This is a genomic window from Luteibacter sp. P4_D7_3 (assembly GCF_056401735.1).
This window is the reverse complement of sequence record NZ_JBFUIT010000028.1, coordinates 1-24,826: the sequence shown is the minus strand read 5'-3', so window position 1 is coordinate 24,826 and position 24,826 is coordinate 1. Positions and strand designations below refer to the sequence as shown.

At 64.5% G+C, this 24,826-nt stretch carries 34 protein-coding genes, 1 tRNA gene and 1 pseudogene; 28 read left to right on the top strand and 8 right to left on the bottom strand.

Going from position 1 to position 24,826, the window contains the following annotated elements; genetic code table 11:
- The 4 genes and pseudogenes from trpD to AC1DSN_RS05120 all read left to right on the top strand — a co-directional run.
- Nucleotides 1-490: pseudogene (trpD, locus tag AC1DSN_RS05135) on the top strand (anthranilate phosphoribosyltransferase); the annotation flags it as partial.
- Between the two features lie 46 nt (nucleotides 491-536).
- Nucleotides 537-1,382 carry an indole-3-glycerol phosphate synthase TrpC gene (gene trpC, locus AC1DSN_RS05130; RefSeq protein WP_477329825.1) on the top strand — a complete coding sequence of 282 codons (846 nt, stop codon included), beginning with the start codon at nucleotides 537-539 and terminating at the stop codon, nucleotides 1,380-1,382.
- Nucleotides 1,383-1,389: 7 nt separating this feature from the next.
- Nucleotides 1,390-2,097 carry a haloacid dehalogenase-like hydrolase gene (locus AC1DSN_RS05125; RefSeq protein ID WP_477329823.1) on the top strand — a complete coding sequence of 236 codons (708 nt, stop codon included), beginning with the start codon at nucleotides 1,390-1,392 and terminating at the stop codon, nucleotides 2,095-2,097.
- A gap of 73 nt (nucleotides 2,098-2,170) precedes the next feature.
- The gene (locus AC1DSN_RS05120; RefSeq protein WP_213949799.1) at nucleotides 2,171-3,121 is read left to right on the top strand and encodes a bifunctional helix-turn-helix transcriptional regulator/GNAT family N-acetyltransferase; all 951 of its coding nucleotides are present in this window, start codon (nucleotides 2,171-2,173) and stop codon (nucleotides 3,119-3,121) included.
- A 4-nt stretch (nucleotides 3,122-3,125) separates the two neighbouring features.
- On the opposite strand, the gene crp is transcribed toward AC1DSN_RS05120, so the two are convergent.
- Nucleotides 3,126-3,821: a cAMP-activated global transcriptional regulator CRP gene (gene crp / locus AC1DSN_RS05115; protein ID WP_046966863.1), complete on the bottom strand. Its 696-nt coding sequence runs from the start codon at nucleotides 3,819-3,821 to the stop codon at nucleotides 3,126-3,128.
- Nucleotides 3,822-4,159: 338 nt separating this feature from the next.
- Here crp and speD point away from each other — a divergent pair, with 338 nt between their 5' ends.
- Complete coding sequence (speD, locus tag AC1DSN_RS05110; RefSeq protein ID WP_036109987.1) at nucleotides 4,160-4,945, top strand: adenosylmethionine decarboxylase; 786 nt, start codon at nucleotides 4,160-4,162, stop codon at nucleotides 4,943-4,945.
- Nucleotides 4,946-4,973: 28 nt separating this feature from the next.
- Here the strand turns inward: speD and AC1DSN_RS05105 are convergent, their stop codons facing one another.
- Nucleotides 4,974-5,858, bottom strand: coding sequence for a LysR family transcriptional regulator (locus AC1DSN_RS05105; protein ID WP_477295278.1), 885 nt, complete (start codon nucleotides 5,856-5,858; stop codon nucleotides 4,974-4,976).
- Between the two features lie 136 nt (nucleotides 5,859-5,994).
- Here AC1DSN_RS05105 and AC1DSN_RS05100 point away from each other — a divergent pair, with 136 nt between their 5' ends.
- A complete protein-coding gene (locus tag AC1DSN_RS05100) occupies nucleotides 5,995-6,873 on the top strand; it encodes an aldo/keto reductase family oxidoreductase (protein WP_477295273.1) in 879 nt (292 codons plus the stop codon).
- 16 nt (nucleotides 6,874-6,889) lie between these two features.
- Here the strand turns inward: AC1DSN_RS05100 and coq7 are convergent, their stop codons facing one another.
- Nucleotides 6,890-7,531, bottom strand: coding sequence for a 2-polyprenyl-3-methyl-6-methoxy-1,4-benzoquinone monooxygenase (coq7, locus tag AC1DSN_RS05095; RefSeq protein ID WP_213949797.1), 642 nt, complete (start codon nucleotides 7,529-7,531; stop codon nucleotides 6,890-6,892).
- A 265-nt stretch (nucleotides 7,532-7,796) separates the two neighbouring features.
- On the opposite strand from coq7, the gene rplM reads away from it, so the two are divergent.
- The 3 genes from rplM to AC1DSN_RS05080 all read left to right on the top strand — a co-directional run bounded on the left by rplM (nucleotide 7,797) and on the right by AC1DSN_RS05080 (nucleotide 8,758).
- The gene (gene rplM, locus AC1DSN_RS05090) at nucleotides 7,797-8,225 is read left to right on the top strand and encodes a 50S ribosomal protein L13 (protein ID WP_063571418.1); all 429 of its coding nucleotides are present in this window, start codon (nucleotides 7,797-7,799) and stop codon (nucleotides 8,223-8,225) included.
- A 9-nt stretch (nucleotides 8,226-8,234) separates the two neighbouring features.
- Nucleotides 8,235-8,627 carry a 30S ribosomal protein S9 gene (gene rpsI, locus AC1DSN_RS05085; protein ID WP_036138010.1) on the top strand — a complete coding sequence of 131 codons (393 nt, stop codon included), beginning with the start codon at nucleotides 8,235-8,237 and terminating at the stop codon, nucleotides 8,625-8,627.
- A gap of 57 nt (nucleotides 8,628-8,684) precedes the next feature.
- Nucleotides 8,685-8,758, top strand: a tRNA-Gln gene (locus AC1DSN_RS05080).
- Nucleotides 8,759-9,575: 817 nt separating this feature from the next.
- Here AC1DSN_RS05080 and AC1DSN_RS05075 read toward each other — a convergent pair.
- Nucleotides 9,576-10,976, bottom strand: a complete 1,401-nt coding sequence (locus tag AC1DSN_RS05075) for an nSTAND1 domain-containing NTPase (protein WP_477329821.1) — start codon at nucleotides 10,974-10,976, stop codon at nucleotides 9,576-9,578.
- Nucleotides 10,977-11,122: 146 nt separating this feature from the next.
- On the opposite strand from AC1DSN_RS05075, the gene AC1DSN_RS05070 reads away from it, so the two are divergent.
- The 11 genes from AC1DSN_RS05070 to AC1DSN_RS05020 all read left to right on the top strand — a co-directional run bounded on the left by AC1DSN_RS05070 (nucleotide 11,123) and on the right by AC1DSN_RS05020 (nucleotide 16,241).
- The gene (locus tag AC1DSN_RS05070; protein ID WP_082879167.1) at nucleotides 11,123-11,854 is read left to right on the top strand and encodes a response regulator; all 732 of its coding nucleotides are present in this window, start codon (nucleotides 11,123-11,125) and stop codon (nucleotides 11,852-11,854) included.
- A 118-nt stretch (nucleotides 11,855-11,972) separates the two neighbouring features.
- Nucleotides 11,973-12,515, top strand: coding sequence for a glycoside hydrolase family 108 protein (locus AC1DSN_RS05065; protein ID WP_477329819.1), 543 nt, complete (start codon nucleotides 11,973-11,975; stop codon nucleotides 12,513-12,515).
- A 15-nt stretch (nucleotides 12,516-12,530) separates the two neighbouring features.
- Nucleotides 12,531-13,061, top strand: coding sequence for a DUF2589 domain-containing protein (locus tag AC1DSN_RS05060; protein WP_082879166.1), 531 nt, complete (start codon nucleotides 12,531-12,533; stop codon nucleotides 13,059-13,061).
- Between the two features lie 69 nt (nucleotides 13,062-13,130).
- Nucleotides 13,131-13,745, top strand: coding sequence for a DUF2589 domain-containing protein (locus tag AC1DSN_RS05055; protein WP_063572703.1), 615 nt, complete (start codon nucleotides 13,131-13,133; stop codon nucleotides 13,743-13,745).
- Nucleotides 13,746-13,807: 62 nt separating this feature from the next.
- Nucleotides 13,808-14,068 carry a hypothetical protein gene (locus AC1DSN_RS05050; protein ID WP_063572702.1) on the top strand — a complete coding sequence of 87 codons (261 nt, stop codon included), beginning with the start codon at nucleotides 13,808-13,810 and terminating at the stop codon, nucleotides 14,066-14,068.
- Between the two features lie 9 nt (nucleotides 14,069-14,077).
- Nucleotides 14,078-14,392 (top strand): hypothetical protein, encoded by a 315-nt coding sequence (locus tag AC1DSN_RS05045; RefSeq protein ID WP_477297968.1) that lies wholly within the window; start codon nucleotides 14,078-14,080, stop codon nucleotides 14,390-14,392.
- The gene (locus AC1DSN_RS05040; protein WP_477297967.1) at nucleotides 14,389-14,577 is read left to right on the top strand and encodes a hypothetical protein; all 189 of its coding nucleotides are present in this window, start codon (nucleotides 14,389-14,391) and stop codon (nucleotides 14,575-14,577) included. The genes AC1DSN_RS05045 and AC1DSN_RS05040 overlap by 4 nt, the downstream gene beginning before the upstream one ends.
- 12 nt (nucleotides 14,578-14,589) lie before the next feature.
- The gene (locus AC1DSN_RS05035) at nucleotides 14,590-15,003 is read left to right on the top strand and encodes a hypothetical protein (protein WP_477297965.1); all 414 of its coding nucleotides are present in this window, start codon (nucleotides 14,590-14,592) and stop codon (nucleotides 15,001-15,003) included.
- A 4-nt stretch (nucleotides 15,004-15,007) separates the two neighbouring features.
- Entirely contained in the window at nucleotides 15,008-15,331 is a 324-nt protein-coding gene (locus AC1DSN_RS05030) for a hypothetical protein (RefSeq protein WP_213949791.1), read from the top strand.
- Nucleotides 15,332-15,339: 8 nt separating this feature from the next.
- A complete protein-coding gene (locus tag AC1DSN_RS05025; protein WP_477329817.1) occupies nucleotides 15,340-15,639 on the top strand; it encodes a hypothetical protein in 300 nt (99 codons plus the stop codon).
- A gap of 152 nt (nucleotides 15,640-15,791) precedes the next feature.
- Nucleotides 15,792-16,241, top strand: coding sequence for a hypothetical protein (locus AC1DSN_RS05020; RefSeq protein WP_082879323.1), 450 nt, complete (start codon nucleotides 15,792-15,794; stop codon nucleotides 16,239-16,241).
- A 42-nt stretch (nucleotides 16,242-16,283) separates the two neighbouring features.
- On the opposite strand, the gene AC1DSN_RS05015 is transcribed toward AC1DSN_RS05020, so the two are convergent.
- From AC1DSN_RS05015 to AC1DSN_RS05000, 4 genes are all read right to left on the bottom strand, one after another.
- A complete protein-coding gene (locus tag AC1DSN_RS05015; protein WP_477296799.1) occupies nucleotides 16,284-17,225 on the bottom strand; it encodes an MASE1 domain-containing protein in 942 nt (313 codons plus the stop codon).
- Between the two features lie 153 nt (nucleotides 17,226-17,378).
- The gene (locus tag AC1DSN_RS05010; protein WP_477296797.1) at nucleotides 17,379-17,990 is read right to left on the bottom strand and encodes a hypothetical protein; all 612 of its coding nucleotides are present in this window, start codon (nucleotides 17,988-17,990) and stop codon (nucleotides 17,379-17,381) included.
- A 33-nt stretch (nucleotides 17,991-18,023) separates the two neighbouring features.
- Complete coding sequence (locus AC1DSN_RS05005; RefSeq protein ID WP_477329815.1) at nucleotides 18,024-18,665, bottom strand: NrsF family protein; 642 nt, start codon at nucleotides 18,663-18,665, stop codon at nucleotides 18,024-18,026.
- Nucleotides 18,662-19,279: a sigma-70 family RNA polymerase sigma factor gene (locus tag AC1DSN_RS05000; RefSeq protein ID WP_477296793.1), complete on the bottom strand. Its 618-nt coding sequence runs from the start codon at nucleotides 19,277-19,279 to the stop codon at nucleotides 18,662-18,664. Before AC1DSN_RS05000 ends, AC1DSN_RS05005 begins: the two co-directional genes overlap by 4 nt.
- A gap of 204 nt (nucleotides 19,280-19,483) precedes the next feature.
- Here AC1DSN_RS05000 and AC1DSN_RS04995 point away from each other — a divergent pair, with 204 nt between their 5' ends.
- From AC1DSN_RS04995 to AC1DSN_RS04960, 8 genes are all read left to right on the top strand, one after another.
- Entirely contained in the window at nucleotides 19,484-19,765 is a 282-nt protein-coding gene (locus AC1DSN_RS04995; protein ID WP_213949785.1) for a BufA1 family periplasmic bufferin-type metallophore, read from the top strand.
- Between the two features lie 8 nt (nucleotides 19,766-19,773).
- Nucleotides 19,774-20,607: an MNIO family bufferin maturase gene (bufB, locus tag AC1DSN_RS04990; RefSeq protein WP_477296791.1), complete on the top strand. Its 834-nt coding sequence runs from the start codon at nucleotides 19,774-19,776 to the stop codon at nucleotides 20,605-20,607.
- A complete protein-coding gene (locus tag AC1DSN_RS04985; RefSeq protein WP_477329813.1) occupies nucleotides 20,604-21,332 on the top strand; it encodes an HvfC/BufC family peptide modification chaperone in 729 nt (242 codons plus the stop codon). Before bufB (AC1DSN_RS04990) ends, AC1DSN_RS04985 begins: the two co-directional genes overlap by 4 nt.
- Nucleotides 21,333-21,342: 10 nt before the next feature.
- Nucleotides 21,343-21,813 (top strand): DoxX family protein, encoded by a 471-nt coding sequence (locus tag AC1DSN_RS04980; RefSeq protein ID WP_063573333.1) that lies wholly within the window; start codon nucleotides 21,343-21,345, stop codon nucleotides 21,811-21,813.
- Between the two features lie 90 nt (nucleotides 21,814-21,903).
- A complete protein-coding gene (bufA2, locus tag AC1DSN_RS04975; protein ID WP_213949782.1) occupies nucleotides 21,904-22,173 on the top strand; it encodes a BufA2 family periplasmic bufferin-type metallophore in 270 nt (89 codons plus the stop codon).
- Between the two features lie 48 nt (nucleotides 22,174-22,221).
- Nucleotides 22,222-23,064: an MNIO family bufferin maturase gene (bufB, locus tag AC1DSN_RS04970; protein WP_477329811.1), complete on the top strand. Its 843-nt coding sequence runs from the start codon at nucleotides 22,222-22,224 to the stop codon at nucleotides 23,062-23,064.
- Nucleotides 23,061-23,798 (top strand): HvfC/BufC family peptide modification chaperone, encoded by a 738-nt coding sequence (locus AC1DSN_RS04965; RefSeq protein ID WP_477329809.1) that lies wholly within the window; start codon nucleotides 23,061-23,063, stop codon nucleotides 23,796-23,798. Before bufB (AC1DSN_RS04970) ends, AC1DSN_RS04965 begins: the two co-directional genes overlap by 4 nt.
- A 235-nt stretch (nucleotides 23,799-24,033) precedes the next feature.
- Nucleotides 24,034-24,708, top strand: coding sequence for a hypothetical protein (locus AC1DSN_RS04960; protein WP_477329807.1), 675 nt, complete (start codon nucleotides 24,034-24,036; stop codon nucleotides 24,706-24,708).
- Nucleotides 24,709-24,826 lie beyond the last annotated feature (118 nt).

The window sequence follows — 24,826 nt, the reverse complement described above, 5'->3', positions numbered from 1 at the left end:
ACAAGGACCACTGACCAATCCAGCGGGCGCACCCAACATCCTCATGGGCGTGTTCCACCCCGATCTGGTCGGCATCCAGGTGCGTGCCCTGCAGGCGCTGGGGGCGAAGCATGCCCTGGTGGTCTGGGGGCGTGACGGCATGGACGAGATTTCGCTCGGCGCAGCCACTCTGGTGGGCGAGCTGCGCGACGGCGTGGTGCGCGAATACGAGGTGGAGCCGGAGGATTTCGGCCTGTCCATGGCCTCCAGCCGAAACCTCCGCGTGGACGACGCCACCGAATCCAGGGCCATGCTGCTGGACGCGATTTCCGGCGTTCCGGGTGTACCTCACGATATCGTCTGCCTGAACGCGGGCGCGGCCCTGTACACGGCGGATGTGGCGCCCTCCATACAGGCAGGCATCGATCTGGCCCGGTCGACCATCGCAAGTGGCGCCGCTCGTGCAAAAATGAATACGTTCGTGGCCGCGACGCAGCGGCTCGGCGCCTGATATCGTCGGGGCTCCCCACCCCGTCCTTACCCAAGGAAGCGCTTCGATGCCCGACATTCTCCATCGCATCCTCCACCGCAAGGCGGAAGAAGTCGCCGAGCGTAAGCGCAAGCGGTCGCTGGACGACCTTGCCGCTCGCGTGGCGGACCTGGAAGCCACGCGGGGCTTCGTCGCCGCGATCGACGCCAAGTTGCATGACGGTAACCCGGCAGTCATCGCCGAGATCAAGAAGGCCAGCCCGAGCAAGGGCCTGATCCGCGCCGATTTCAATCCGGCCGAGATCGCGCGCAGCTACGAGCTCGGCGGTGCGGCATGCCTGTCCGTGCTCACCGATGCCGACTTCTTCCAGGGTCATGAAGATTACCTGCGCGAAGCGCGCGAGGCCTGCTCGCTGCCGATCCTGCGCAAAGACTTCATCGTCGACGAATACCAGGTGTACGAGGCCCGCGTGATCGGCGCCGATTGCATCCTGCTGATCGTGGCTGCTTTTGCGAGCAAGGAAGGCGACGATGTGATCTATGACGAGGCTGCGCTGCTGGAGCTTTCCATGCTGGCGGCCGAACTGGATCTGGACGTGCTCGTCGAAGTGCACAACGAAGCCGAACTCGAAGTGGCACTCGACCTTCCCGTGCCCCTGATCGGCGTGAACAATCGCAACCTGCGCACCTTCGAGACCTCGCTCGGTACCTCCCTGCGCCTGAAAGACCGCGTCGGCGATGGCACGCTGGTCGCCGAATCCGGCATCCACACCATCGAAGATGTGAAGGTCCTGCGCGACAAGGGCATCGACTGCTTCCTGGTCGGTGAGGCGTTCATGCGCGCCGCCGATCCCGGCGCCGAGCTGCGCAAGCTGTTCGGCACGCCTCCGCACAGTCACCCGCACAAACACTAGAAGCCGAATGAATCAGGGGATTGAAACGGCGGTCGTCGATGACACCGCCGCTGACGCACGACGCGTCGTACTGTTCGACTTCGACGGCGTCATCGTCCGTCACCAGACGCTGGAATTGTTCTTTCGCGAGCGGCTTTCCGGCATCGGTCGCTGGCGCGTATTGCTGGCATTGCCGTTGTTGCCGTTCATCCCCCTGCTTATCGGTACGGTCGCCGGTAACCGACTGCTCGGGCGCGTCTTCCTCCGTGTGGTGACCTTCGGTCGTCGCGAAGCGACCTATCGTCGCCAGGTGGCCGCCTATGCGCGTACGTATGCACGACGTCCGGGCGTGTTCCTGCGCGATGCCGTGGCCACCCTGCGTCGTCATGTCGACGCTGGCGACCGGGTGATCATCATCAGCGGTAACGATCTCACCATGGTCGAGGCGATCCTCGACGAGGTGAACCTCACGGGCTACGAACTGATTGCGTCACAGACGCGAGGCGGCCTGTTCGGTGTCCACTTCACCCGGCACAACGTCGACGGCGTGAAGGTCACGACGCTCGAGCGGGCCGGCGTACGAAGGCCCTGGGCCGTGGCCTACAGCGACTCCTTGTCGGACCTGCCCATGCTGCGTGCGGCCGAGGCGGCGAAGCTGGTCAACCCCAGCCCGAAAGCCCAACGAAAGGCCGGACGCGCCCTCGGTGACAAGCTGGAAGTCCTCTACTGGTACTAGTGGCGCGCAAATGCTTGCGCGCGCAAGCCCGCCGCCGCTAGCCTCGCTATCCGTCCCCGTCCCCGGATCCGCGATGTACCTGTCTTCCCTGCGCGAGCTTGCTCTCGGCAGTCGCCTTAAGGCGCTGAGTGACCACTTCTATCAGGCCGTCGACGAGGTCTATCGGGCGTGCGGTGCGGACATCGAATCGCGCTGGTTTCCGGTGCTGCGCTTTCTGCGCGATGTGGGTCCGACCACCGTGACGGATATGGCGACTGCCATCGGCCAGACTCACTCCGCCGTGAGTCAGTTGGCCGACCGGCTGGTCGATGCCGGCATGGTGGTGCGACAGCGCGATCCCCAGGACGGCCGGCGCAGCGTGCTCGCGCTGACCGATGCCGGCGAGCGAGCGCTAGGCGCGCTTGGTCCCGTCTGGCTCGCCATTCGCCGCGGCATGGCCGAGTCCATGGGGCCTCGCGGCCTCGCCCTCCTCGACGCTATCGATGGTTGTGAGCAGGCGCTCGGTGAGCGGCCACTGGTCGACGCGATCCTCGCGCAGCGGACGGCCCTTTCACGGGAGCAGGTCGAGGTGGTGCCGTTCGAGCCGGGCCTGCGTGAGCACTTCCGCCGACTCAACCAGGCGTGGCTGGAGCGCTATTTTCGCGTCGAGGACGTGGACAGGGCCCTGTTCGCCGACCCCGAAGGCATGGTCCTTGCGCACGGCGGTGCGATTTTCTTCGCACTGTATGCCGGCGAGGTCGTCGGCACCTGCGCCCTGCTTTGCGAAGGCGAGGGAGTCTTCGAGCTGTCCAAGATGGGCGTGGACGAGAACTACCGGGGGCTGGGCGCCGGCCGCAAGCTGCTCGACGCGGCGATCGGCGAGTACCGCCAGCGCGGCGGTTCACAGCTGTTCCTGGAGTCCAATAGCAAGCTCGCCCGCGCGATGGGCATGTATGAGCGGGCCGGCTTCGTCCGCCAGCCGACCATCCGCCCGGGCTCGCATTACGAGCGGGCGGATGTCTACATGATCTACCAGGGCCCCTGAGGGCTCAGCGGGTACCGCGCACCACGATGGTCTTGCCGGCCACGTCGATCATCCGCTCTTCCTCGAGCTGCTTGAGCACGCGGCCGACCATTTCCCGGGAGCAGCCGACGATCCGGCTGACTTCCTGCCGCGATATGCGGATCTGCGTACCGTCGGGGTGGGTCATCGCGTCCGGCTCCTGGCACAAGTCCAGGAGGGTGCGCGAAACACGGTTGGTCACGTCCATGAAAGCCATGCGGCTGACCTGTCGGGAGGTGCGCAGCAGACGCTGGGTCAGCTGGGAACCGATCGCGAAGAGCAGTTTGGGGCATTCGGCCGAAAGGGGACCCTCGAGCAGCTGGAACAAGCGTTCGTAGCTGATCTCGGCCATTTCGACGGGCGTGCGGGTGCGCACGAGCGATTCGCGTTGGGCCTGCTCGACGAACAGTCCCATCTCGCCGATGAACTGGCCCCGGTTGATGTACGCCAGGATCAGTTCGCGGCCTTCCTCGTCCTCGGTGCAGACGGCGAGTGAGCCTTCGACCACGTAATAGAGCGTGTTGGCGGGATCACCTGGTCGGATGATCGCCGTCTTCCCCGGATAGCGGCGGCGGTGGCAAGCGTCCAGAAAACGACCCATCGAGGCCGGATCGGGCGCGAAGCCCAGCGGCGCCTGGGACCGTTCGAATGCCTGTTGCAACAGATATTTAAGTTGAGCCACAGCAGATTCCGTTGAGTCTCACTGGCATGGCGTCCCCTTCAGCGGCCGACCGACGGAATTCCGTCAGGTGTCGTTGACTCGCCATGTCCCCGGCGGATTATTGCAGACATCCGGTCGTCAAAATCCACACTTCCACGTGAAAGGTGACCGACGTGTTCAAATTTTCGCCATCTTGCCTCATAATTTCACCCCCTCGGCGCCGGACCCCTTGTCTTACGCCGTTCATAAGGGGGAGGCAGACTTCGGGTTTGCCTGTTCTCTTTCCTCTTTGCGGGGACCCTAGCTGCTAACCCGCGTCTACTGCTGGCCGTCCATTCCCCCGGCCTCGGAGAGTCGCTGTGGTCAAACCGCTTCCCCGCCTTCGCCTGCAAGGTTTCAACAACCTCACCAAGGCGCTGAGCTTCAACATCTACGACATCTGCTACGCCGTCTCTGAGCAGCAGCGCCAGAACTACATCGAATACATCGATGAGCAGTACGACGCCGACCGCCTGACCCAGATCCTGACGGACGTGGCCGAGATCATCGGTGCGAACATCCTGAACATTGCGCGCCAGGACTACGATCCGCAGGGCGCGTCGGTCACCATCCTCATTTCCGAGGAGCCCGTGGTCGAGAAGCTTGGCCGCGACACGATCTCGGGCGCCGTCGTAGCGCACATGGACAAGAGCCACATCACCGTCCATACCTACCCCGAAACGCATCCGCATAACGGCATCGCGACCTTCCGCGCCGATATCGACGTCGCCACCTGCGGTGTCATCTCGCCGCTGAAGGCCCTGAACTACCTGATCGACAGCTTCGAATCGGACATTGTCATTGCCGACTACCGTGTGCGCGGCTTCACGCGCGACGTGAAGGGCAAGAAGCACTTCATCGATCACAAGATCAACTCGGTGCAGGACTATCTGGCCAAGCACATCCGCCAGAAGTACGAGATGTTCGACGTGAACGTCTACCAGGAAAACATCTTCCACACGAAGATGCACATCAAGGACTTCGACCTCGATACGTACCTCTTCGAGGCCCAGGCCGACGACCTCTCTTTCAAGGAGCGCCAGCGCATCGAATCGCTGCTGCGTCGCGAGATCGAGGAACTCTTCCACGGCCGTAACCTGATGTGACGAAAAGCCCCGCGAAAGCGGGGTTTTTTTATGCCGACGTGTTGGCCTTGATGAATTCGATGAAGGCGCGCAGCGGCGCAGGGACGAGTCGTCGCCCCGGGTAGTAGAGGAAGGGGCCTGAGAAGCTCGGCCACCATGGTTCGAGGACGGGCTCGAGGGCGCCGCTGTCGAGGTAAGGGCGCAGCCAGTCTTCGAACAGATAGACGATGCCCGTGCCGACCAGGGCCACATCGACGATGAGATCGGTGCCGCCGCCAATGCGCACGATCATCGGGCCCGACGGATCGACGGCGATCTCTTCGCCCTCCCGCTCGAACTCCCAGGCAGGCATGTGGCCGCTCGGAAAGCGTCCACGCAGGCAGTCGTGATCGAGCAGGTCGCGCGGATGTTCGGGGCGGCCGCGACGCGCCAGGTAGGCGGGTGAGGCCGCTGCAGCGAAGCGCTGAAGGCGCGGCCCGATCGGCACGGCGATCATGTCCTGTTCCAGTCGCTCGTCATAGCGAATGCCGGCGTCACAGCCTGCCGCGAGGACATCGACGAAGCTCTCCTCGGTCGTCACGTCGAGCCGGATATCCGGGTAGGCCGCGAGGAAGGGCGGCACGATCGCTGGCAGTACGAGGCGGGAGGCGCTGATCGGTACGTTGAGGCGCAGTGTGCCCGCCGGCCTGTCGCGAAAGCCGTTGACCACGTCGACCGCTGCGTCGACCTCGGTCAGTGCCGGTCCGAGTCGCAGGAGCAGGCCTTCGCCCGCTTCCGTCGGCACCACGCTGCGGGTTGTCCGGTTGAGTAGCCTAACGCCGAGCTGGCTCTCCAGCCGCCGGACCGCTTCGCTCAGTGCGGAGGCGCTGCCGCCACTCAGCCGTGCAGCCTCGCGGAAGCCCCGGGCTCGCGCCACGGCGACGAAGGCGCTCAGGTCGGATAGATCGGTCTTCATGGTCACGTCCCCGGTGCGGCGTTGTGCGGAAACACGCACGACCCGTCCCGATTGTGCACGCTTATCGCGTCGACACCCAGCGCCTAGGATGGACCTCTACCCAAGGAGACCGACCATGTCCCAGACCAACGCATCCGGAACGTTCACCCTCGGCAGCCGCCCTGTGAAGCGGCTCGGCTATGGCGCCATGCAACTCGCCGGCAAGGGCGTCTTCGGTCCGCCGCAGGATCGCAACGGGGCCCTGGCCGTCCTGCGCGAGGCGGTGGAGAGCGGCGTCGACCACATCGACACAAGCGACTTCTATGGCCCGCACATTACCAACCAGCTCATCCGCGAGGCACTGCACCCGTATCGGGACGATCTCGTCATTGTTACAAAGGTGGGCGCCGTGCGCGGTCCCAAGGGGGAATGGCATCCGGCGTTTTCAGCCGACGAGCTCACCCGGGCCGTGCACGACAACCTGCGCAACCTGGGCAAGGACGTGCTCGACGTCGTGAACCTTCGCGCCATGTTCGACGTGCACGGGCCGGCGGAAGGCTCGATCGAAGAGCCGCTCTCGGTGCTGGCCGAGCTACAGCGTAAGGGGCTTATCCGTCATCTCGGGCTGAGCAACGTCACGGCGACGCAGATCGCCGAAGGTCGCAAGCTCACCGACATCGTGGGTGTGCAGAACCAGTACAACCTGGCGCATCGCGAGGACGATGCACTCATCGACGAGCTGGCTCGCGCGGGCACGGCCTACGTGCCGTTCTTTCCGTTGGGTGGCTTCACGCCGTTGCAGTCGTCGACGCTGTCCGATGTCGCCAAGCGTCTCGATGCCACGCCCATGCAGGTTGCGCTGGCGTGGCTGCTGCAGCGTTCCCCCAACATCCTGCTCATTCCGGGCACATCGTCCGTCGGCCATCTGCGTGAGAACCTCGCGGCGGCCCAGCTGGCGCTTCCGGACGATGCGGTCACCGAGCTCGATGGCATTGCAAGCGGCAAGGGCGGCTGATTGAGCCGGCCGACGCTCAGATGCGATAGGCAACGGCCTTCATAACTGTCGAAGCCGCATGCATGAGCCGCGGCAGGGGCCAGGGCAGGTCGATACCGCCCCGCGCCTGTGCCGCATCGGCGTGGCGGATCTCGTCGGCCTGCATCTGGCGCAGGATGGCGCGACTGCGGTCATCCTGTGCGGGCAGGCGCTCGAGGTGCTCGGCGAGATGGGCCTCTACCTGACGCTCGGTTTCCACGACGAAGCCCAGGCTGATCGGGTCGCCCACGGCGGCGGCCGCCACGCCGATGGCGTAGCTGCCGGCGTACCAGAGGGGATTGAGCAGGCTGGGGCGGCTGTCGAGTTGCTTGAGGCGCTCTGCGCACCAGGCCAGGTGGTCGGTTTCCTCCTGGGCGGCATGCATCAGGTGTTCACGGGTTTCCGCGGTGCGGGCCAGGGCGGCCTGGCCGACATAGAGGGCCTGCGCGCAGACCTCGCCGACATGGTTTATCCGCATCAGGCCGGCAGCGTGGCGCCGCTCGGTGTCGTCCAGCGGCGCGTCGGGCACGGCGTCGCCGGGAGAACGACGCGCGGGCTCGGGCGAGCCCGACACGGCTTCCATGGCGCGTTCCAGGCCGCTGAGAAGGCGGTCGAAAGGGGTCAGGGTGCGAACGGTCATGAAAAAACTCCTTACGAACGGATACGACGCAGGTTATAATGGGCGCTTCCCGAATCCAGATGAAGACGCTGCGGTCGCTTGTCGCGGTAGCCGCGCCGGAACCGGGACCGCTTGTGAATGGGCCCCGTGATCAATTATGATTGTCGGCCCGAAGCTCACCTGCACGGTGGGCTTGCGCGATGAGGGAAAAGTCCGCTATTCTCTCGCGCCTTTGCTTTCACCGATTCCGTGTTCCGTCTCAACGGCGGCAAACCAGGTATTTGAAATGAAAACGTTCACCGCCAAGCCGGAAAGCGTCAAGCGCGATTGGTTCGTGGTTGATGCCACGAACAAGACCCTGGGTCGTCTTTCGACCGAGGTCGCGCGTCGCCTCCGCGGCAAGCACAAGCCCGAGTTCACCCCCCACGTCGATACCGGCGACTATATCGTCGTGATCAACGCCGAGAAGGTGGCCGTGACCGGTGCCAAGCTGGACGACAAGATGTACCACCGCTTCACCGGCTACGTCGGCAACCTGAAGACCATGAGTCTCAAGGATCTGCTGGCTACCCACCCGGAGCGCGTGATCGAAATCGCCGTCAAGGGCATGCTGCCGAAGAACCCGCTGGGTCGCGCCATGTACCGCAAGCTCAAGGTGTACGGCGGCGCCGAGCACCCGCACACCGCGCAGATGCCTCAGGCGCTGGAAATCTAAGGAATTCACATGGCTACCCAGCAGAATTACGGTACCGGCCGCCGCAAGACCTCCGCCGCCCGCGTGTTCCTCCGCAAGGGCACCGGTGGCATCGTGGTCAACGGCAAGCCGCTCGACCAGTTCTTCGGTCGCGAGACCTCGCGCATGATCGTGCGCCAGCCGCTCGAACTGACCGAAAACGTCGACAAGTTTGATATCATGGTCACCGTCGCCGGTGGCGGCATCACGGGTCAGGCCGGCGCCATTCGCCTCGGCATCTCCCGCGCCCTCGTCGAATACGACGAAGCGCTGAAGTCGCCGCTGCGCAAGGCTGGTTTCATGACCCGCGACGCTCGCGAAGTCGAGCGTAAGAAGGTCGGTCTGCACAAGGCCCGCCGCGCAACGCAGTTCTCGAAGCGCTAATCATCGCGCTTCAAAGTTCGACGCACTAAGGTCAGAGCGTGTCGAGCCAAGGTTTATTGGGAGATCGTCTAACGGTAGGACGACAGCCTCTGACGCTGTCTATCTAGGTTCGAATCCTAGTCTCCCAGCCAAACGGAAAAAGCCCCTGAGAAATCAGGGGCTTTTTTTTTGGTTCTTCGCGGATTACCGGGACACGACCGCTCGGGTTTCTGGCGGGGCATTCTTTCGCACCTCGCACCTCGCGCATGGCTCGCCTTCGGCTTCGCGGGCTCGGCTTCGCCGTCGCTTCGTACACTTGGGCGTCTCGCGGGGAGACCTTGGTGCCCACCCTCGCTGCTCAGACACGTCCTCCGCGTTCGAAAAGGAAAGGCCGCTCCGCGGCCCATGTATCTATCTGGCCTACGGCCGCTCCACTTGTGCGGAACTCGCCTCGAGGGTGGACACCAAGGTCTCTCACGACGCGACGGTCAGCTGGACGGAGAGCCGTTGGGCGTGGGTGCTGCCGCCGAAGCTAGCCGTTACGACGGTCGCGCAGATACGTCATTTCCGGCGCGGCGAGCGTTTTCCTCGCCACTACTCTGCCTCGCGGACGATCTCAGCGCGCTGGGGTCGACCGTTTGGCGATGCCGACTAGACGGCAACCTGAGGCTGCGTTGCTTCGTCGGCTCGACCCGCACGAACCTCAGGGATGGGAAGAGTCTTCGGTGCCCACCCTCGAGGCGAGTTCCGCACAAGTGGAGCGGCCGTAGGCCAGATAAGTACACGGCCGCGCAGCGGCCTTTCCGGTACGAAACGCGGAGGACTGTCTGAGCAGCGAGGGTGGGCACCGAAGGCTCTGCGCCGCGACGTCCGCGCCGCCGAAGGCTCTGCGCCGCCACGTCTGCACGCCGAAGGCTCTGCGCCTCACCGTCTTCGGCGTCCCCGGCATTCCGCGAAGAACCTTTTTTGCTACCACGCAGCAACCCAGGCTACCGAGACCGCTCCGAGGCAGCAGGCACTGATGACCAGCATCGCTAACGTCCTCAGTACACGCTCCCTCCACCGGCGGTGCAGCCGAACAGCGAGCGTCCGGCGCCGCACGCGGTGTCGCGTCCTTTGTTCGACTTGGGTTTGCTCCTCCAGCGCGAGGTCCGCGCAAGCCTGCCGGTAGGTCTCGAAGGTCAGGATCCCGTCGTCGCGCCTCGCGTCATAGAGCCGTCGTAGTAGGGAGGGCAGCACACGCAAGGGATGCTGCATGCCTCGGGCATGTTCGAGCAGGACATCGTCTAGCAACTGTTCGGTGCCGGCTTCCTGCTCGAACCGCAAGCGCGCCATTCGCGCTGGCAGGCGGATCATCAGGGCGAGTTCTCCCGGTGTGGGACCGGTCAGCTGGAAGGTTACTGGCGGAATGGGCGTGTATCGGGCGACGTGTCCGTGCTGGGCGGCATCCTGGCAGGTGGCGATGATCGCAATCCTTCCGGTCGCTGCCATCGATGACATGGCGCCGAGAAAGGTACGCGCCATGTTGGCATCCGCACTTTCGCTCAACAGGATATCGAGGTCGTCAACGAACAGCATCAGGACGGCACCGCGCCCGTGAAGTCGGTGAGCGATGCGCCCGAGAACGAGGTTGAGGTCCTCGAGCAACGACCGTGTCAAAGAAGTGCGTTCGCTTTCGACGAAGATCGGCTCTCCGTCGATATGCCATTCACACAGGSCCGTGGCGAGCGCGTCCCAGGGACGTCMGTCGGCCCGATCACCGCGGAGCACGGCGAAAGCAAGGGCACGCAACCCGTCATATCCCGCAGGGCCCAGCAGAGCTGGGGCCACGCCGGCGCTTACGAGCGATGTCTTGCCGCTCGCCGGCGGACCGCATAGGAGAAGGAGTGCGTTGCCCTGGTTATGCGTTTCCTTGAGGCGCCGAAGCAGGTCCGACGTGCATCGCCTGCGTCCGAAGAATAGCGGCGCGTCCGCGATATCGAAGGGCCGGCCGCCTGGATAGGGCGGCTCGGACGTTGCAAGGGTCGGCAGCTCAACAGCGGAACCACCGTCCGGAAAAGCGACCGACGCGGTCACCCGGTAACCGCGTTTGCGAATGGTCGCAATGTAGCGTGGTGCGCGTGCGTCATCGCCCAGCGCGCGACGCAATTGGGCGATCGCCTTGTGGACCGGATTGTCTCCGTAGAAGTGACCGGCCCAGCAGGTCGTGAGCAGATGGTCGGTCGAGAGGACCTCAGGTGCCCCCAACGCCAGTGCGACCAGGACATCCATCAGTTTCGGCTCGAGCGACACGCGCTCGTCCTGGCGCTCGATGACGCGCTGTCCGGGGCGCACCGTCCAGTCGCCGAACGTGAAGAAGGGGGGCCTCATGGCAATGATGCATGCCGCGGTCAGGCCGGACTGTGCCGCGCTAAGTCCTTAGTTTGTGGGAAGAAGGTCCGCCGTAAGGTTTCCGGAAGGACACCCGAGCGCCTTTCCGACGAGGCTCTACGGCATCTTCCACCTGGACAGCACACATGAATGGACATCCCTTCCCTGGCCCTGAGGCCGGGCGCATTTTGTCACAGGCCTTCAGAGCCAGTGACAGAGGCGCCACCGCCCGCACTACCGTGGTTCTCGCGGACCAGCAAGCCGTCCTGCGCGATGCGGTGGCTGCCGTGCTGCAGGCACACGAGGGCGTGGACATCGTCGGGAGCACGGGTGACGGGCAGGAATGCGTGCGCCTGGGTCAGGACGAGCGCCCCGATCTTCTGATCTTCGACACGGCCGTCGCCGGCATGTCGGGGCTCGAAGTCGTGCGACGCATCGCCAGGGACTCCCCGGGAACGCGGATGCTCTGCCTGTCCGCTCGGGAGCAGGCTCACTGGGTCAGGGCCGCGTTCGACGCCGGTGCCCACGGCTATGTCGCCAAGCGGAATACGTTCGACGTACTTGCACGCGCCATCGACGGCGTGATGCGTTCCGGTTCTTACGTCAGCCCCGATGTCGCGCATGTCCTGGTCAACCGCTTTCGAGGTCGTGCCGCCCATGAGGGAGGCAGCGGGGGTGAACTGAGCCATCGCGAGAGGGAGGTGGCGCGGCTGTATGCCGAAGGACTCGCGACGCGGGAAATCGCCGACCGCCTCCACCTCAGCATGAAGACGGTAGGCACCCATCGCGATCACGTGATGGCCAAGCTCGGCATCCGCGGCATTGCCCAGCTGACGCGCTACGCGGTCCGCGAAGGGCTCATCGATGTGGATCACTAAGCCAGCGAACGGGTTCGTCACCCAGAACAAATCAGTGCGCGACCGATACCGTAAACGCTGCTATCAGCGGATAGTTCCACTCAACGGCGCGGAGTTCGCCAACGCAGAGCACACACGGATGGCCGACTTCTCCCGGTTCTTTCCTATCCTCCTCAAGCACGAGGGTGGATACGTCAACCACCCTGCCGACCCGGGTGGCGCTACCAACAAGGGCATCACGCTCGGCACGCTTTCACAGTGTTCGCGCGCATTGCTCGGGCTCCCACCCAGCATGGGCTTACTGCGCGAGCTGACCGATGAGCAGGTCGGCATTATCTACAAAGCGCTCTACTGGGATGCCATTCGCGGTGACGACATCGCCTCTCAATCCCTGGCCAGCCTGGTGTGTGACTTCCAGGTCAACGCGGGTGTCGCGTCGTCGCGTTTGCTGCAGAGGGTGCTCAACGAACGCGCCAAGCGACCCGTGCTGGTCATCGACGGAATGATCGGACCGCGCAGCCTGCGTGTGGTCAATGCCTGCGATACCGCCCAGGTACATGCCGCATTCAAGACGCAACGCATGGACTACTACCGCGGCCTGGCGAAGCGACGCCCTTCGTTGCAGTGCTTCCTTGCCGGATGGCTTCGACGCACTGAATCCTTTGTCTACATTTCGCCTTGAAGAAGGACATGATACGTGGCTGCAGATACACCGCTTCCCGGTCTCATCGAGGCGATGGCCGGTGCCGTGATCGATGCGCAGGATCGCATCGAGCGGCGCCAGATGGCCTACCTCAGTGAGTACTTCGACGAGGACAATCGCCCGAAAAGCGTTGTCATTCGGATGCCATCCATGCAGCCGGGTGCGACGGTCGAGGACGAAGACCTGTACAGGGCGCCGCTGCTTCCCCTGGTCTCGACGAACCTTCTGCGGATCAAGGACGTCGAGATCAGTTTCGACGCCGACCTCGGTCATCTCGTCGAGCCGACGGCTTCTCCCGCTGCAACAGCACCAGCGGAGGCACGACCCGGTTGGGAAGTGCCTCGCGAAGCGACACGTCCGGTGCTTCAGCTGGACACGACCGCCGCCAGCGGCGGCCGCAAGGCCGGCTCGGTTCACGTCGTGATGCGCGTGGAAGGTAGCGAACCCAGTGACGGGATGGCCCGTCTCATGACCCATTTAGCGCAGACCCAAGGGGTCTTCCAGACGTTCAGGCCGGAGAGCTGAGGCGATACCGGTCGAACCACGCCGCGCATTCCGTGCGTCGTGTCTTGCCAACAGTAAAGGAGTTACGACATGGCAGAACTCGTGAGTATGTCCAGCCAGTTCCAGGGTCTTCCGATGGGCGATCTCATCGGTGCACCGCTCAGCGCGGCATGCGATGGCCAGATCAAACTGGCCCAGGCCACCGCCGACTTCATCAAGGTTGTCGGCTTCCTGCCCGACGCCGACAGCGCGGACGGCATCGGTGACACCCGCACGGCATCGTTCAAGTTCAAGCGTCCCGTCGAGAATCCCGACGGCAGCATCTCCGATGAAGAGGTCGAGATCGACGTCCCGCTGCTCTCCATCGTCAAGGTCCCGAACCTCGCGATCAGTACGGTCGATATCACCTTCGACATGGAAGTGAAGTCGGCGATTACCGAGAAGGAATCGAGCAACAGCTCGCACGCTTACGACGCGAACATGTCGATGAAGTTCGGCTTGTTCAGGGCAAACGTCAAGGTGGCCGGCTCGGTCGCTTCGGCCAAGGAGAACACCCGCCAGTCCGACAACTCCGCGAGGTATCACGTCGCCATTCATGCCGAAGACAAGGGCATGCCCGAAGGCCTTGCCCGCGTCATGGACATCATGCAGTCCGCGTGTGCCCCGCGTAAGGTCACGGCCGTGCCGACCGCAGCAGCGGCGTAACGGATGGCCGCGGCACCCCAATGCCCCTCCCCAGGGTGCCGCGGTTTTCAAGGAGTGAAACCATGTTCGATCTCACGGAAGTCAAGTTCGTCAAGCGCATCGTTGTCGGCACCGACGACCCGAACCAGATGCGTTCGGAGCAGCAGGTCGCCGAAGCCAACGACATGCTCAATCGATGCTTCAACGAGTCGCCGAAGGGTTGCATCATCGGCATGGAGAAGAGCTTCAAGGTTCTCCAGATCGGCGAGCATCAGGTGGTCCTGCAGTGGATCTGCTATCACGTCGGCTTTCCGCGAAAACCCGCCTGGCTGCCGGCAGCGTAGGAGCAGATCATGGCTCATACCTCGCTCGACCAGCTTCTTGACGCCGTCACCCGTGCGCTGCGTGACGCCGATCATTCCCTCAAACGACGTGCCCATCCCGGGCCTCGCCTCGCCGAACTATCCATGGCCTTCGACTTCCGCCTGCGGTATCGCCGTGTCGCGCGTCGCCGGCGCGAACTGGTCATGCAGCTCGGCCGACCGCGCTTTGCCTGGCTGGATCGTCGCCCTGTGCATCAGTTGAGGCTCGTCTGCCTCGCCGCCTCGGACTGGCAACCCTGCGTGGAGATCGACGGCCGTCTCATCGTCCCTCGAGGTGGTGCATGAGCACGGGACGTCTTCCCCGTTCACTCAGCGAACTTCACGTCTCCGCCGAGTGGGAGACGATTTTGCTGACTTACCTCGAGCTGCCGCCCCGCAGGCCGAGCCGATGGCTGGTGCTCGCGCGCGGTGCCATCGTGTTCACGTCAGCACGCATCGCGACGTTCGTTTTCCTTCTTGTTGCTTCCTGACCGGAGATGTCCATGTTACGTACTGTCCTGCTGTCATCCCTCCTGCCTGCGTTGACGCTGGGTCTGTTGGCCTCACCGTGCGCCGCGGAAGACGCGCCTTCGCACGACGGCAGCTGGCGCGGCGTCGTCGCCGCGTCGATCCAGAATACCGTCCGTCTCGACGCGACCATCCATGCACAGCGCGCGTCCCTGCAATTTGGCGAGCCCGCCAACTGCAAGATCGTCGCGGACCATCTTCGCGATGTCGATGGCAGCAGCTTCTATCGCTTTCATCCATCGACGAACGGCGGCGGCTTTTGCGCGCGCCTGTATCCGGGCGAACTGATGGTCGATACACCTGCTCCGGGATCGATCGCCATGGCGTTCCAGCGTGCGGAGTCGCGCTGGGCCGGTGTCCTCCGGCGAGCCAACAGCGCGAAGGAGTAGCGTCATGGACCCCACCCTGATCGATCGCTTATGGCTGCTCCTGGCCGCTGTCGGCGGAGCGGTGATTCCCGTCGCGTTATCGGATAGCTCGCGAGGCCGCGCTGTCGTCAGGGTCATATGCGGCACGGTGCTCGCCGTCTTCCTGGCGCCTGCGATCGGCAAGCGGTACGTGAGCGATTACGACCCTGAAGTTCAGGCGGCCGTCGCGATTCTTATCGGCTGTTTCGGTCTGAACCTCACGGCGATCGTGCAGGGTGTGATCGAAGCGCATGTCGAGAAGGTAACCAAGCGCGTCTTAGGACGCTTTCTTCGAGGTACCGATAAATGATCATGATAATGACGTGGTTCAATCTCGTCTGCTCGTCCCTGATCGCCGCCGCCGCGCTGTGGCAGGTGACCGACGCGACGCAGCCGCGCCTGGAGCGACTCTGCATGACACTTCTGGCGTGCGGAGCGGTCGTCAACGTGGTTGGCGTGTCCGAAGCGGTGGCAGGCACGGGTACGGGCCTCCTCTCGCAGGCCTTTGCCTGGCCCAGCGAGGCCGCCCTGAACCTCGGCGCGGCCGCCATGCTCATTCGCTGGAGCTATGCGGCCTGCAAATGCCGGGGGACCACAGGTCGGCGTCCCCAGGAATGAGCGAATTCGGCAGGGTGTCCGCCGCACCCCGACCGATGAGGGAAAGTGCGGGTATCGATCATGGGCTGTCTGGCCCTGAACGGCCCATGGTCGAGCTACCGGTCCGGCGCGATACCCGCGCGGGCTCGCCAACCTGCCATGGGACTTTCGACATGCGTACATCGACACGCTTCCTGCTCTGCTCCCTCCTCGCCCTTCCGCTGGGCGTCACCGCCGTTCACGCACAGACCGCACTCTCCGGCCTGGGACAACCGTCGACCAGTGCCGTGGGTGACGTCAGCTCCAGCGCGAACTATCACGTCTACGTCTTCACCCGCGGCGGCACCCGCTACATCCAGGTGAACGACGCCGGTGGCGCCGTGCGTGGTGCCTTTGCCGTCACGGCATACAAGGCGGTCGGTCTGCCGATCGGTTCGGACGCGAGCCGACTGGCGACGCCGGACGAACCCCTTCCCGCCCCAGCCTCGACCACCGGCGAGACGGTCTACTCCGATAGCTCGACGCATGTGTTCGTGGCGCCGCAGCCCGACGGCACGATGCAGATCAATTTATTGATTGGCGACTGCAAGAATCCGGCGGAATGCAGCTCGCACGGCCCCTGACCGATAACAGGCGCCGGGCTACAGCCCGGCGCTCCCGTCACCTCAGCCGAGGTGGTGGGAGCCGTTGTGCGCGACCAGGGGGTGGCTCGCAGCGAGGCGCCGGGCCACCCTGACCCCGAACAACAGGGAGGTGGAGATGACGAAGGCCAGAACGACCTGTGCCTGGATCATGGCCGGGTCGCGAAGCTCGAACGACGTCGCTGCCAGGGCGATGCTTGCCAGCATGCCGCCGATGGCGGTGCCGTGCCAGCCGTGACGCAGCGTAAGGACGATGACAGGAACGGCCATGGCCATCCGTACGCACTGCAGCGCCATGCCATCCAGCTGTGAAGCCGCGATCATCAGCAAGGCGAGCGTCGGAACGCCAATGAACAGGGCGTCGCGTGTCAGGACGCTGTGCCACACTGCCTTGAGTGTCACCATGCGGCCGGGCTGCAGGGCGAGGCGCTCGCGCAGGGCGAGGATCATCGGGGTGAGGGTCAGGGCGCCGAGGTAGGCACCCAGGAACCACGCGAGGAAGAGGGGAATGGTCACCGCTGGCGCTTCGGATCCGTCGCCCATCGACACGTTGGCGAGTGCCGCCCCGTTGGCAATACCGTTGATCACCGCGCAGACCATGGTCGCGGCCATGATCATGCCCATGTGGATCTGACCATCTTCACGGAACAAGCCGAAGTGACGGCGCATCCAGGCGACGACCGGCATCATCAACGCGATAGGTGGGATCGAGACGATGATCGCCCAGAGCAACCCGAATGCCGACGCGTGCAGCGCGGCCATTTCAGCGATGGGCAATGTTTCACCGACAGCCAGTGCGAGCCAGTAGCGCCGTGGCACCAGGAAAAGGCAGGCCATGCGCAAGCCGGCGGGCAGCATCCAGTGCGAGAAGGACACGTTGCGGGTGAGCTCGTAGCAGGCGGCATAAGCCCCGGCGACGGCGATATACCGTCCCCAGACTGCCGGATCCCTGCTGATTGAGCCCATGGTCGCCCCGCTGCATCGATGCCTCTAGTTTGATGGGTTAACGGCCGTGTCGCTATCGAATACACGGCCTAGGACGACATTTGCCGATTCCGCGCGCGGATCGTGGGAGAGGGTGACAAGTTCTTGCGATGGGGCTTTCAGGGCGCTTTCTGCTCAGTCGGTATCGCCCGGGCCGCCGTTGCCACCGGCGGTTCCCAGGTGCAGTTCCTTGTCGAAGGCTTCCTCGACGTCGCAGTACGGTTTTGCCGCCTGGGTGACGTGCGTCTGTCGGAAATACCGCCAGGGTTCCCCTGGCGCTTCGTCTTCATTCTTTGCCAGGTCGTACCAGGTGAAATGGACGGCGGCAGGGTCGGCAAAGCTGTCGCCCATGTCGCGCTGGGCGATCACGAGCATGACCCGCTTGTCGTCGTCCGAGCGGAGCAGGCGGAAGTCGTGGAGGACGCAGTCGGCGCCGCCGCCGATGGTTATCTCTAGACGTTCGCCCCCGTCGCTCTTGCCCGCCTGTCCGAACACGGGGACGAGGTTCCAGAACGCCTTCTCGCCGGCGGTCTTGTCACGAATGTAAAAGCTCACGACATCGAAGCCGTGGGCGTTGTAGTTCTCACGCCACGCGCGCACCGCCATGGCAGGCTCGCCGAGCAGCGTGAGCTGATTGACGCCGTTGTCCACGGGAATCACCTTGAGGCCCGCGCCATCGGCAACGGCAGCGGAGGTCACGACGAGGCCGAGCAGGGCCAGGAGCCGGAACGATGTCGGACGGAGCATGCGTGAAGCATCCACGGGAGCGAAGCGCGCAGCCTACCAGCGAAGCACGCGAGGGCCGATCAAGGCACCGATCGCGGCCGGGATAGCCATGCCAAGCGGGTACCAGGTGGACCAGAATGCCGGCGACATCTCAGGGCAATGCAGGCAATACGCCACGGTGGCCGTCGCACCGGCAAGCACGCCCACGGCCGCGCCCGTGACCCGCGGCCGTACCGGCGCCATGCCGCGCACGGCCCAGAGCATGGCCAGAAAGGTCGGCGTCGAGAGCAGGGCGATCAGGATCGGGCAGACGCGCCAGGTGTGGCCGAGCAGCAGGGCCACGCGCGCGTCGGTCGGCGCATGCGCCAGCACGACGGCCATGCCGACCCAGGCGACGGCAACCGGTGCCGCCAGGCTTGCCCAACGGGCACCGATGCGAAGACCCGGGCGCGACAGTCGCAGCGTGAGCCACAACGCGGCTATGCCGATGCACGTGGYGAAGCCGATGCGCAGCCAGAACATCGGCAGGTGTATCGCATCGGCGAGATCCGGACGCAGCCCCAGTCCGGCGGCCATCAGCAGGGTTGCCGCGGCGAAGCCCAGCAGGAGGGCCAGGGCGAAACGACGGCCCGGTGCGCGGCGATCTACCGGCGGGGCTTCGTTCGCAAGCATGGCGATGAAATCGTCGGTCTTCATGAGCTGCCTCGAATGCGGGCGGCGAGTGCTTTCAGGCCACGATGCACGCCTACCTTCACCGCGGATTCGGAAATGCCGCAGCGTTGCGCTGCCTCGGCAACAGACAACCCCTGCAGCTTCACGAAAACGATGGGTAGACGATGGCGGTCGGGGAGGGCTTCGAGCAAGCGGCCGACATCGCGGCGTGCGTCGGCAGGTTCCACATCGGACTGGACGAAGAGGCTGCCGTCGTCCTCGAAGGGCTCGTGAAGCGCCTCGCGTCGCGCGTGGGCACGGAAGAAGTCCATCAGCTTGTAGCGCGCAATGGCATGCACCCAGGCGGTGAGCGGCTGGTCGTCGCGGTAGGTGTGTCGCGCATTGTGCACGGCGAGCAGGGTCTCCTGGAGGATGTCTTCGACGTCGGCCTGCGCACGCGGCAGGCGCCTGCGCAGGTACGCGCGCAGGTGCGAACCGAGGCCGTGGAGAAAGAGCCGGTACTGGGCGGCATCGCCACCCAGGCCGAGGACGAAGCAGGCGCGGAGCTCGTTCTCCGTCGCCGAAAAGACGTCAGCTACCCGCTCCGTCGGGGGTGTCGCTGTGATGGCTGGGCTGTCCATGGACAGCGATATAGCCATGCCCGGCTCGCTATCGCAAGCGCCGCGGGCCGAGCGTGGCGACGACGACATGGTGGGCATGTCCCTCAGTTCGCTCGCCGCGCACATCCGGTTACAGCACGACCGAAAAAAAAAGACGCCGCCGCGTGTAACCGACCCATCCGGCCCCGCGAACTCATTCGTGAAGCCGGACATCGTGTCCGGCCCTCCCCGCAAGGAGTTCCCATGAACCATCGTCACATTGCCTCCGTCGCCTTCACCCTCGCCGCCCTGGTTGCCGGTGTCGCGCAAGCCGATACCCAGAAAGACGCGAAGAAACCCGCTGTCGAGAAGTGCTGGGGTGTCGCCAAGGCGGGCCAGAACGACTGCGCCGCTGGCCCGGGCACGACCTGCGCCGGAACGGCCAAGGCGGACTACCAGAAGAACGCCTGGAAGAATGTGCCTGCCGGCACCTGCACCGCGATTCAGACGCCCAAGGGCAATGGCTCGCTGACCAAGGTTGGTTGAGCAACCTCATGAGCCTGTCGCCCGCCGCCGGCATCGGCTTCAAGCCCCAGCATTTCGACGACGCCATGCGTTGTCATGCCGGTGGCTTGTGGCTCGAAGTGCATCCCGAGAACTACATGGTCGATGGCGGACCACGACTGGCGATGCTGGATGCCTTGGCGGAACGCTTTCCGCTGTCCTTGCACGGCGTATCGCTTTCGCTTGCTGCAGCTGCACTGCCGGACGCCGTGCAGCTGCAGCGCCTGCGCCGCCTCATCGACCGCGTGCAACCGGCGCTGGTGTCTGAGCACATGGCCTGGTCGACGTGGGCAGGCCGCTACGTGCCGGACCTGCTGCCGTTCCCGCGAACCCACGAGGCGCTGGCACACCTCGTTCGCAATGTCGTGCATACCCAGGAGCGCCTGGGGCGACGGGTATCGTTGGAGAACCCATCGCATTACCTGGTGCTGGATGGGCACGATTGGAGCGAGACCGATTTCCTCGCCGAACTGGTACGTCGCAGTGGCTGCGGTCTGCTACTCGACATCAACAACGTCTACGTCAGTTCGCATAACCTGGGCGCCGATCCTGTCGCTTATCTTGATGCGTTTCCGCTTCGCGCCGTTACGGAAATCCATCTTGCCGGCCACGCGGCGGATGACACCGACCCGACACTGCTCATCGACTCGCACGACGCACCGATCGTGGACGCGGTGTGGTCGCTCTATCGTCACGTCGTGTCACGCGGCACTTCCCTCCCGACGCTGATCGAACGCGATGGCGACGTCCCCGCGTTTGCCAACCTGCTCGCCGAGAGGGAGCGGGCCCAGACCCTGCTGGAGACGGTAGGGATGGCCGCATGAGCGCCCTCGCACGTTTCCAGGACGACTTCGCGGATGCCCTCTACGACGAGAGGGCATTTGCCCCCGCTGACCAGGCCGCCTTCGCGATCTATCGCAATACCGCCATGCGTGCCTGCCTGGACGCGCTGGAGGCGAATTATCCCGCCGTCGTCTGCCTGGTCGGACGCGACTGGTTCCGCGCCGCCGCCGCCCTCCACGCCTCGCAGTCGCCACCGCGCGATGGAAGGCTGTTTACCTATGGCGACGATTTCCCCGACTTCATCGGGACCTTTCYGCCAGCATCCGACATGCCATACCTGGCCGACGTCGCACGACTCGATCGCCTCTGGGTAGAGAGCCTCGTCGCCGCCGACGCCAGCGTCCTGGACGCGGCGACGATGACCACCCTCGGACCCGACGGCATCGCTGCGCTCAGGCTGCGGGTGCATCCAGCGACGCGAACGTTCGCTGCCGCATCACCCGCCGTCACGATCTGGCAGGCAAGCAGGGCTGGCGTCGCGGTCGGTGCCGACCTTGTATGGCAACCCGAGTACGCCATCGTTACGCGGGGCCATCTCGAGGTCGGTGTCGCGGCGGTAGAGGCCCCGGTCCTGCGCTTTCTCGAGGCCATCGCCGAAGGGGTTTCGCTGGCCGATGCCGCCCTTTCGACCGTTGCCATCCACCCCGATGCCCGCATCGACCTCATCCTGGCCAGCCTGCTGAACGCTGGCGCATTCGCCACCTGAAGGACCCGCCATGGACTCGCTCACCCGTTCGCTCGTCACTCGTCCGACCCCCGTCTCGCGCTGGAACGCCCTCGCGGACCGCGTCGGCCAGCTCGTGGGCCATTCGTTCCTCGCGCTGGTTGCCCGCGTCTCCATCGCTGCGGTCTTCTTCCAGTCCGGGCGTACCAAGGTCGAAGGTTTCCTGACGATTACCGACGGCACCTACGAGTTATTCGCCACCGAGTACAAGCTGCCGCTTGTGCCGCCCGAGATCGCCGCGCATATGTCGGCGTATGTCGAAACGTTCGTGCCGATGTTGCTCGTGCTCGGTCTGGCAACGCGACTATCGGCGTTCGTGTTGCTCGGTATGACGACGATCATCGAGATCTTCGTCTACCCGGATGCGTGGCCGACGCATTTGTCCTGGGCTGCGATCCTGCTGTACCTCATCGCACGCGGCGGTGGCCGGCTGTCTGTCGATCATGCCATGGGCGTGCACTGAAAAAGATTTTCGCTTCGTGTAACCAATGCCCCCGGTGACGCGAATTCATTCATGCCACTTCGGCAAACCCTGACCTCCCGGAGAACGACCATGCATACCGCCACCCATAGCATCGCCGCTGCCGCCGCCATCTTCGCCGTCTCTGCCGCGGCGATCTCCGCCCCGGCGCAGGCTGCCGATCAGGCTGCCGGCAAGACCGTGCATTGCTACGGCATCAACAGCTGTAAAGGCACCTCGGACTGCAAATCGGGCAACCACGCCTGCAAAGGCCAGAACGACTGCAAGGGCCAGGGCTTCAAAGCGGTTTCGATGAAGGAATGCTCGGCCCAGGGCGGTAGCACCACCCCGCCGGCCCAGTAAGCCTGCCTGCCCGGTCGCACTGGCGACCGGGCCTCTCCGGAGCACATCATGCCCGTTCAATCGCCGCCCGCGTTCCATGGCTTCGGTCTGGGCTTGCGTGTTCCGCACTATGCCGATTTCATCGCAACGCAGCAGCCGGTCGATTTCGTCGAAGTGATCTCGGAGAATTTCATGGTGGATGGCGGGCGCCCGCTCGACATCATCGACCGCGTTCGTGAGCGCTACCGCGTTGCCCTGCACGGTGTATCGATGAATCTCGGCTCGGTAGACGAGGTCGACATCGCCTACCTTCGCCGATTGCGTGCGTTGGCGCGTCGGGTCGATCCGCTCTGGATCTCCGATCACGTCAGCTGGACCGGTGTCGATGGCTTCAACGCCCATGACCTCTTGCCGCTTCCCTACACGGAAGAAGCGCTCGACGTCCTGGTCGCGAATGTGTCGATCGCGCAGGATGTGCTCGGTCGCGCGCTGGTGCTCGAGAATCCCTCGACCTACATCGCTTTCGCGGACTCGAAGATGACCGAGGCCGTCTTTCTTTCGGCGCTGTGTGAACGCACCGGATGCCTGCTTCTGCTCGACGTCAACAACATCTACGTGAGCGCGACCARTCACGGGCTTGACCCCGATGACTGGCTGGAAGGTCTGCCACTGGAGCGCGTCAGGCAGGTCCACCTTGCCGGACACAGCCAGGGGCGTGACATGCTGATCGATACGCACGACGCGCCGGTGCCCGATCCGGTCTGGCGGCTCTATGCGCGCTTCGCCTCGCGATTGGGTCACGTGGCCACCATGATCGAGCGGGACGACCATATTCCACCCCTGACGGACCTGCTTGCCGAGCTGCAACAGGCGCGCCTCATCGCCGCGTCGGCGGCACGTCAGGCCGCATGAGCCTCGGTGACCTGCAACGGGACTTCATCGCCTCGGTGTCCGGTAGCGCTACGCGGGAGGCTTTCGACGCGCGTGGCATGCGCGTGTATGCGAACAACTATCGTGGCCAGCTCATGACGGCCATGCGGGATGCCTACGCGAAGACACGGTTGTGGCTGGGCGACGAAGCATTCGATCGCGCGGCGGACCGTTACATCGATGAACACGTTCCCTCGTCATGGACGTTGGATGCTTACGGGTATGACTTTCCCGACATGCTCGAACATGACTATCCCGACGATCCGGATGTCAGTGAGCTGGCGTGGCTGGATGGGACCCTACGTCACGCGTTCAGTGGTCACGATGGTGTAGCGATCGACGCTGGCGCGCTCATCGCCGACGATTGGGATCGCGTGGAGTTCGTCTTCGTACCGACCCTGCGGTTTCGCCGCATGCGCAGCAATGCGGTGGCGATCTGGAAGGCGCTCGCTGACGAGATCATGCCACCGGGAGCGGTGCAGACCTCCGCGGGCGAAGGGGTCCGTGTGTGGCGCAGGGGGCTGTCGCCGCGGTTCGCCAGCATGGACGCCAGGGAATGCGCATGCCTTGACCTGGCCCTCGCAGGTGCCACGTTCGGCGAGATCTGTGAGCGGCTGCGCCAGTGGCACGCCTCCGCTGCGATAGCGGCCGAGGCGGGCGGGCTGCTTAACGCGTGGCTTGGCGATGGCCTCGTGATGAGCCTGCGCCAGGGATAAGCTGGCTGTAAGAAAGCAGTCAACGGTTGACCCCGCGGACACGGGCACCGACAATCCGCACACTTTCAGCCCCGCGAGACATCCATGGACGACGACCCCAGGCCTCCGTTTCGACGTCGCTAGTGGTCCTTCCGTTCGTATGTCGCGGCCGGTAGCCACCTTGGCCACCGGCAGGTCACCCCGTGACCCGCCTCCCTCTACCCCGGCCGCAGCGTTCGGCAGGGAGGTATGCAACATGCGCAACATTCTCCTCTTCGTTTTCGGAACGATCCTCGCCCTTGCCGCGTCGCCGTCGATGGCCTCCGGTGGTAGCTATCTGGTCGATGACGCTTCCACGGCAACACCCGGTCGTTGTCAGCTGGAAAGCTGGTTACAGGTGTTTCGCGGTGGCGCGCACACTGCATGGGCGGTGCCTGCCTGCGGCGTCGGGCCGGTTGAGTTCGGGCTCGGGCTCGGCGGTCAGTCCCATCCGGGATACAACCTGCAGAACCCTTCGATCAAATGGCAGCTGCGAAATGGCGACGACGCCGGTATCGGTCTTGCCATTGCCACTGACACAACCCTGCAGAACGGTCATCGCATCGGCTCGAATGTCTACGCCGCGAGCAACTTCGGCATCGACGACGAGCGCCGCCTGATGGCGAACGTGAACCTCGGCATGACCCGGGCGGAACAGGGTGCCTGGCGAGGCCTGGCCGGCGTCGGCTTCGAGTTTGCCGTCACGAAGGAGGTCGCTTTGCTCGCCGAACGGCTATGGGCGGCGCGCCTGTCCCAGACGACGCAGGCAGGTGTGCGTTACTACTTCGGCAAGGACGATGGCGACAGCGTCGACCTCGTCGTCGGGCGTGAGCGCGAACATGCGTCGCCGGTTTCGCGCTGGGCCACGATCGGTCTGAACCTTGCTTTCTGAAGGCAGCGGTTAGACTGCGCCGATGAATGACGACACCCACCTCGCCCATGGTCTTGCTGGCGACGAACTGACACCGGACTGGCCGCCGCTGACCCTGGCCGAGGTCGAGGTGCTCCTG

Bases quoted from the DNA above. Each gene is read 5' to 3' on its own strand.
- AC1DSN_RS05045 (WP_477297968.1), top strand. From the start codon at position 14,078: ATGGCTCATACCTCGCTCGACCAGCTTCTTGACGCCGTCACCCGTGCG.
- AC1DSN_RS05125 (WP_477329823.1), top strand. From the start codon at position 1,390: ATGAATCAGGGGATTGAAACGGCGGTCGTCGATGACACCGCCGCTGAC.
- AC1DSN_RS05030 (WP_213949791.1), top strand. From the start codon at position 15,008: ATGGACCCCACCCTGATCGATCGCTTATGGCTGCTCCTGGCCGCTGTC.
- AC1DSN_RS05040 (WP_477297967.1), top strand. From the start codon at position 14,389: ATGAGCACGGGACGTCTTCCCCGTTCACTCAGCGAACTTCACGTCTCC.
- AC1DSN_RS05055 (WP_063572703.1), top strand. From the start codon at position 13,131: ATGGCAGAACTCGTGAGTATGTCCAGCCAGTTCCAGGGTCTTCCGATG.
- bufB (WP_477296791.1), top strand. From the start codon at position 19,774: ATGAGCCTGTCGCCCGCCGCCGGCATCGGCTTCAAGCCCCAGCATTTC.
- AC1DSN_RS05000 (WP_477296793.1), bottom strand. From the start codon at position 19,279: ATGGCTATATCGCTGTCCATGGACAGCCCAGCCATCACAGCGACACCC.
- AC1DSN_RS04965 (WP_477329809.1), top strand. From the start codon at position 23,061: ATGAGCCTCGGTGACCTGCAACGGGACTTCATCGCCTCGGTGTCCGGT.
- AC1DSN_RS05065 (WP_477329819.1), top strand. From the start codon at position 11,973: ATGGCCGACTTCTCCCGGTTCTTTCCTATCCTCCTCAAGCACGAGGGT.
- AC1DSN_RS04980 (WP_063573333.1), top strand. From the start codon at position 21,343: ATGGACTCGCTCACCCGTTCGCTCGTCACTCGTCCGACCCCCGTCTCG.
- rpsI (WP_036138010.1), top strand. From the start codon at position 8,235: ATGGCTACCCAGCAGAATTACGGTACCGGCCGCCGCAAGACCTCCGCC.
- AC1DSN_RS05035 (WP_477297965.1), top strand. From the start codon at position 14,590: ATGTTACGTACTGTCCTGCTGTCATCCCTCCTGCCTGCGTTGACGCTG.
- AC1DSN_RS04995 (WP_213949785.1), top strand. From the start codon at position 19,484: ATGAACCATCGTCACATTGCCTCCGTCGCCTTCACCCTCGCCGCCCTG.
- rplM (WP_063571418.1), top strand. From the start codon at position 7,797: ATGAAAACGTTCACCGCCAAGCCGGAAAGCGTCAAGCGCGATTGGTTC.
- AC1DSN_RS05070 (WP_082879167.1), top strand. From the start codon at position 11,123: ATGAATGGACATCCCTTCCCTGGCCCTGAGGCCGGGCGCATTTTGTCA.
- AC1DSN_RS05015 (WP_477296799.1), bottom strand. From the start codon at position 17,225: ATGGGCTCAATCAGCAGGGATCCGGCAGTCTGGGGACGGTATATCGCC.
- bufA2 (WP_213949782.1), top strand. From the start codon at position 21,904: ATGCATACCGCCACCCATAGCATCGCCGCTGCCGCCGCCATCTTCGCC.
- AC1DSN_RS05050 (WP_063572702.1), top strand. From the start codon at position 13,808: ATGTTCGATCTCACGGAAGTCAAGTTCGTCAAGCGCATCGTTGTCGGC.
- AC1DSN_RS05100 (WP_477295273.1), top strand. From the start codon at position 5,995: ATGTCCCAGACCAACGCATCCGGAACGTTCACCCTCGGCAGCCGCCCT.
- AC1DSN_RS05120 (WP_213949799.1), top strand. From the start codon at position 2,171: ATGTACCTGTCTTCCCTGCGCGAGCTTGCTCTCGGCAGTCGCCTTAAG.
- AC1DSN_RS04960 (WP_477329807.1), top strand. From the start codon at position 24,034: ATGCGCAACATTCTCCTCTTCGTTTTCGGAACGATCCTCGCCCTTGCC.
- trpC (WP_477329825.1), top strand. From the start codon at position 537: ATGCCCGACATTCTCCATCGCATCCTCCACCGCAAGGCGGAAGAAGTC.
- AC1DSN_RS05025 (WP_477329817.1), top strand. From the start codon at position 15,340: ATGACGTGGTTCAATCTCGTCTGCTCGTCCCTGATCGCCGCCGCCGCG.
- coq7 (WP_213949797.1), bottom strand. From the start codon at position 7,531: ATGACCGTTCGCACCCTGACCCCTTTCGACCGCCTTCTCAGCGGCCTG.
- AC1DSN_RS05020 (WP_082879323.1), top strand. From the start codon at position 15,792: ATGCGTACATCGACACGCTTCCTGCTCTGCTCCCTCCTCGCCCTTCCG.
- AC1DSN_RS05010 (WP_477296797.1), bottom strand. From the start codon at position 17,990: ATGCTCCGTCCGACATCGTTCCGGCTCCTGGCCCTGCTCGGCCTCGTC.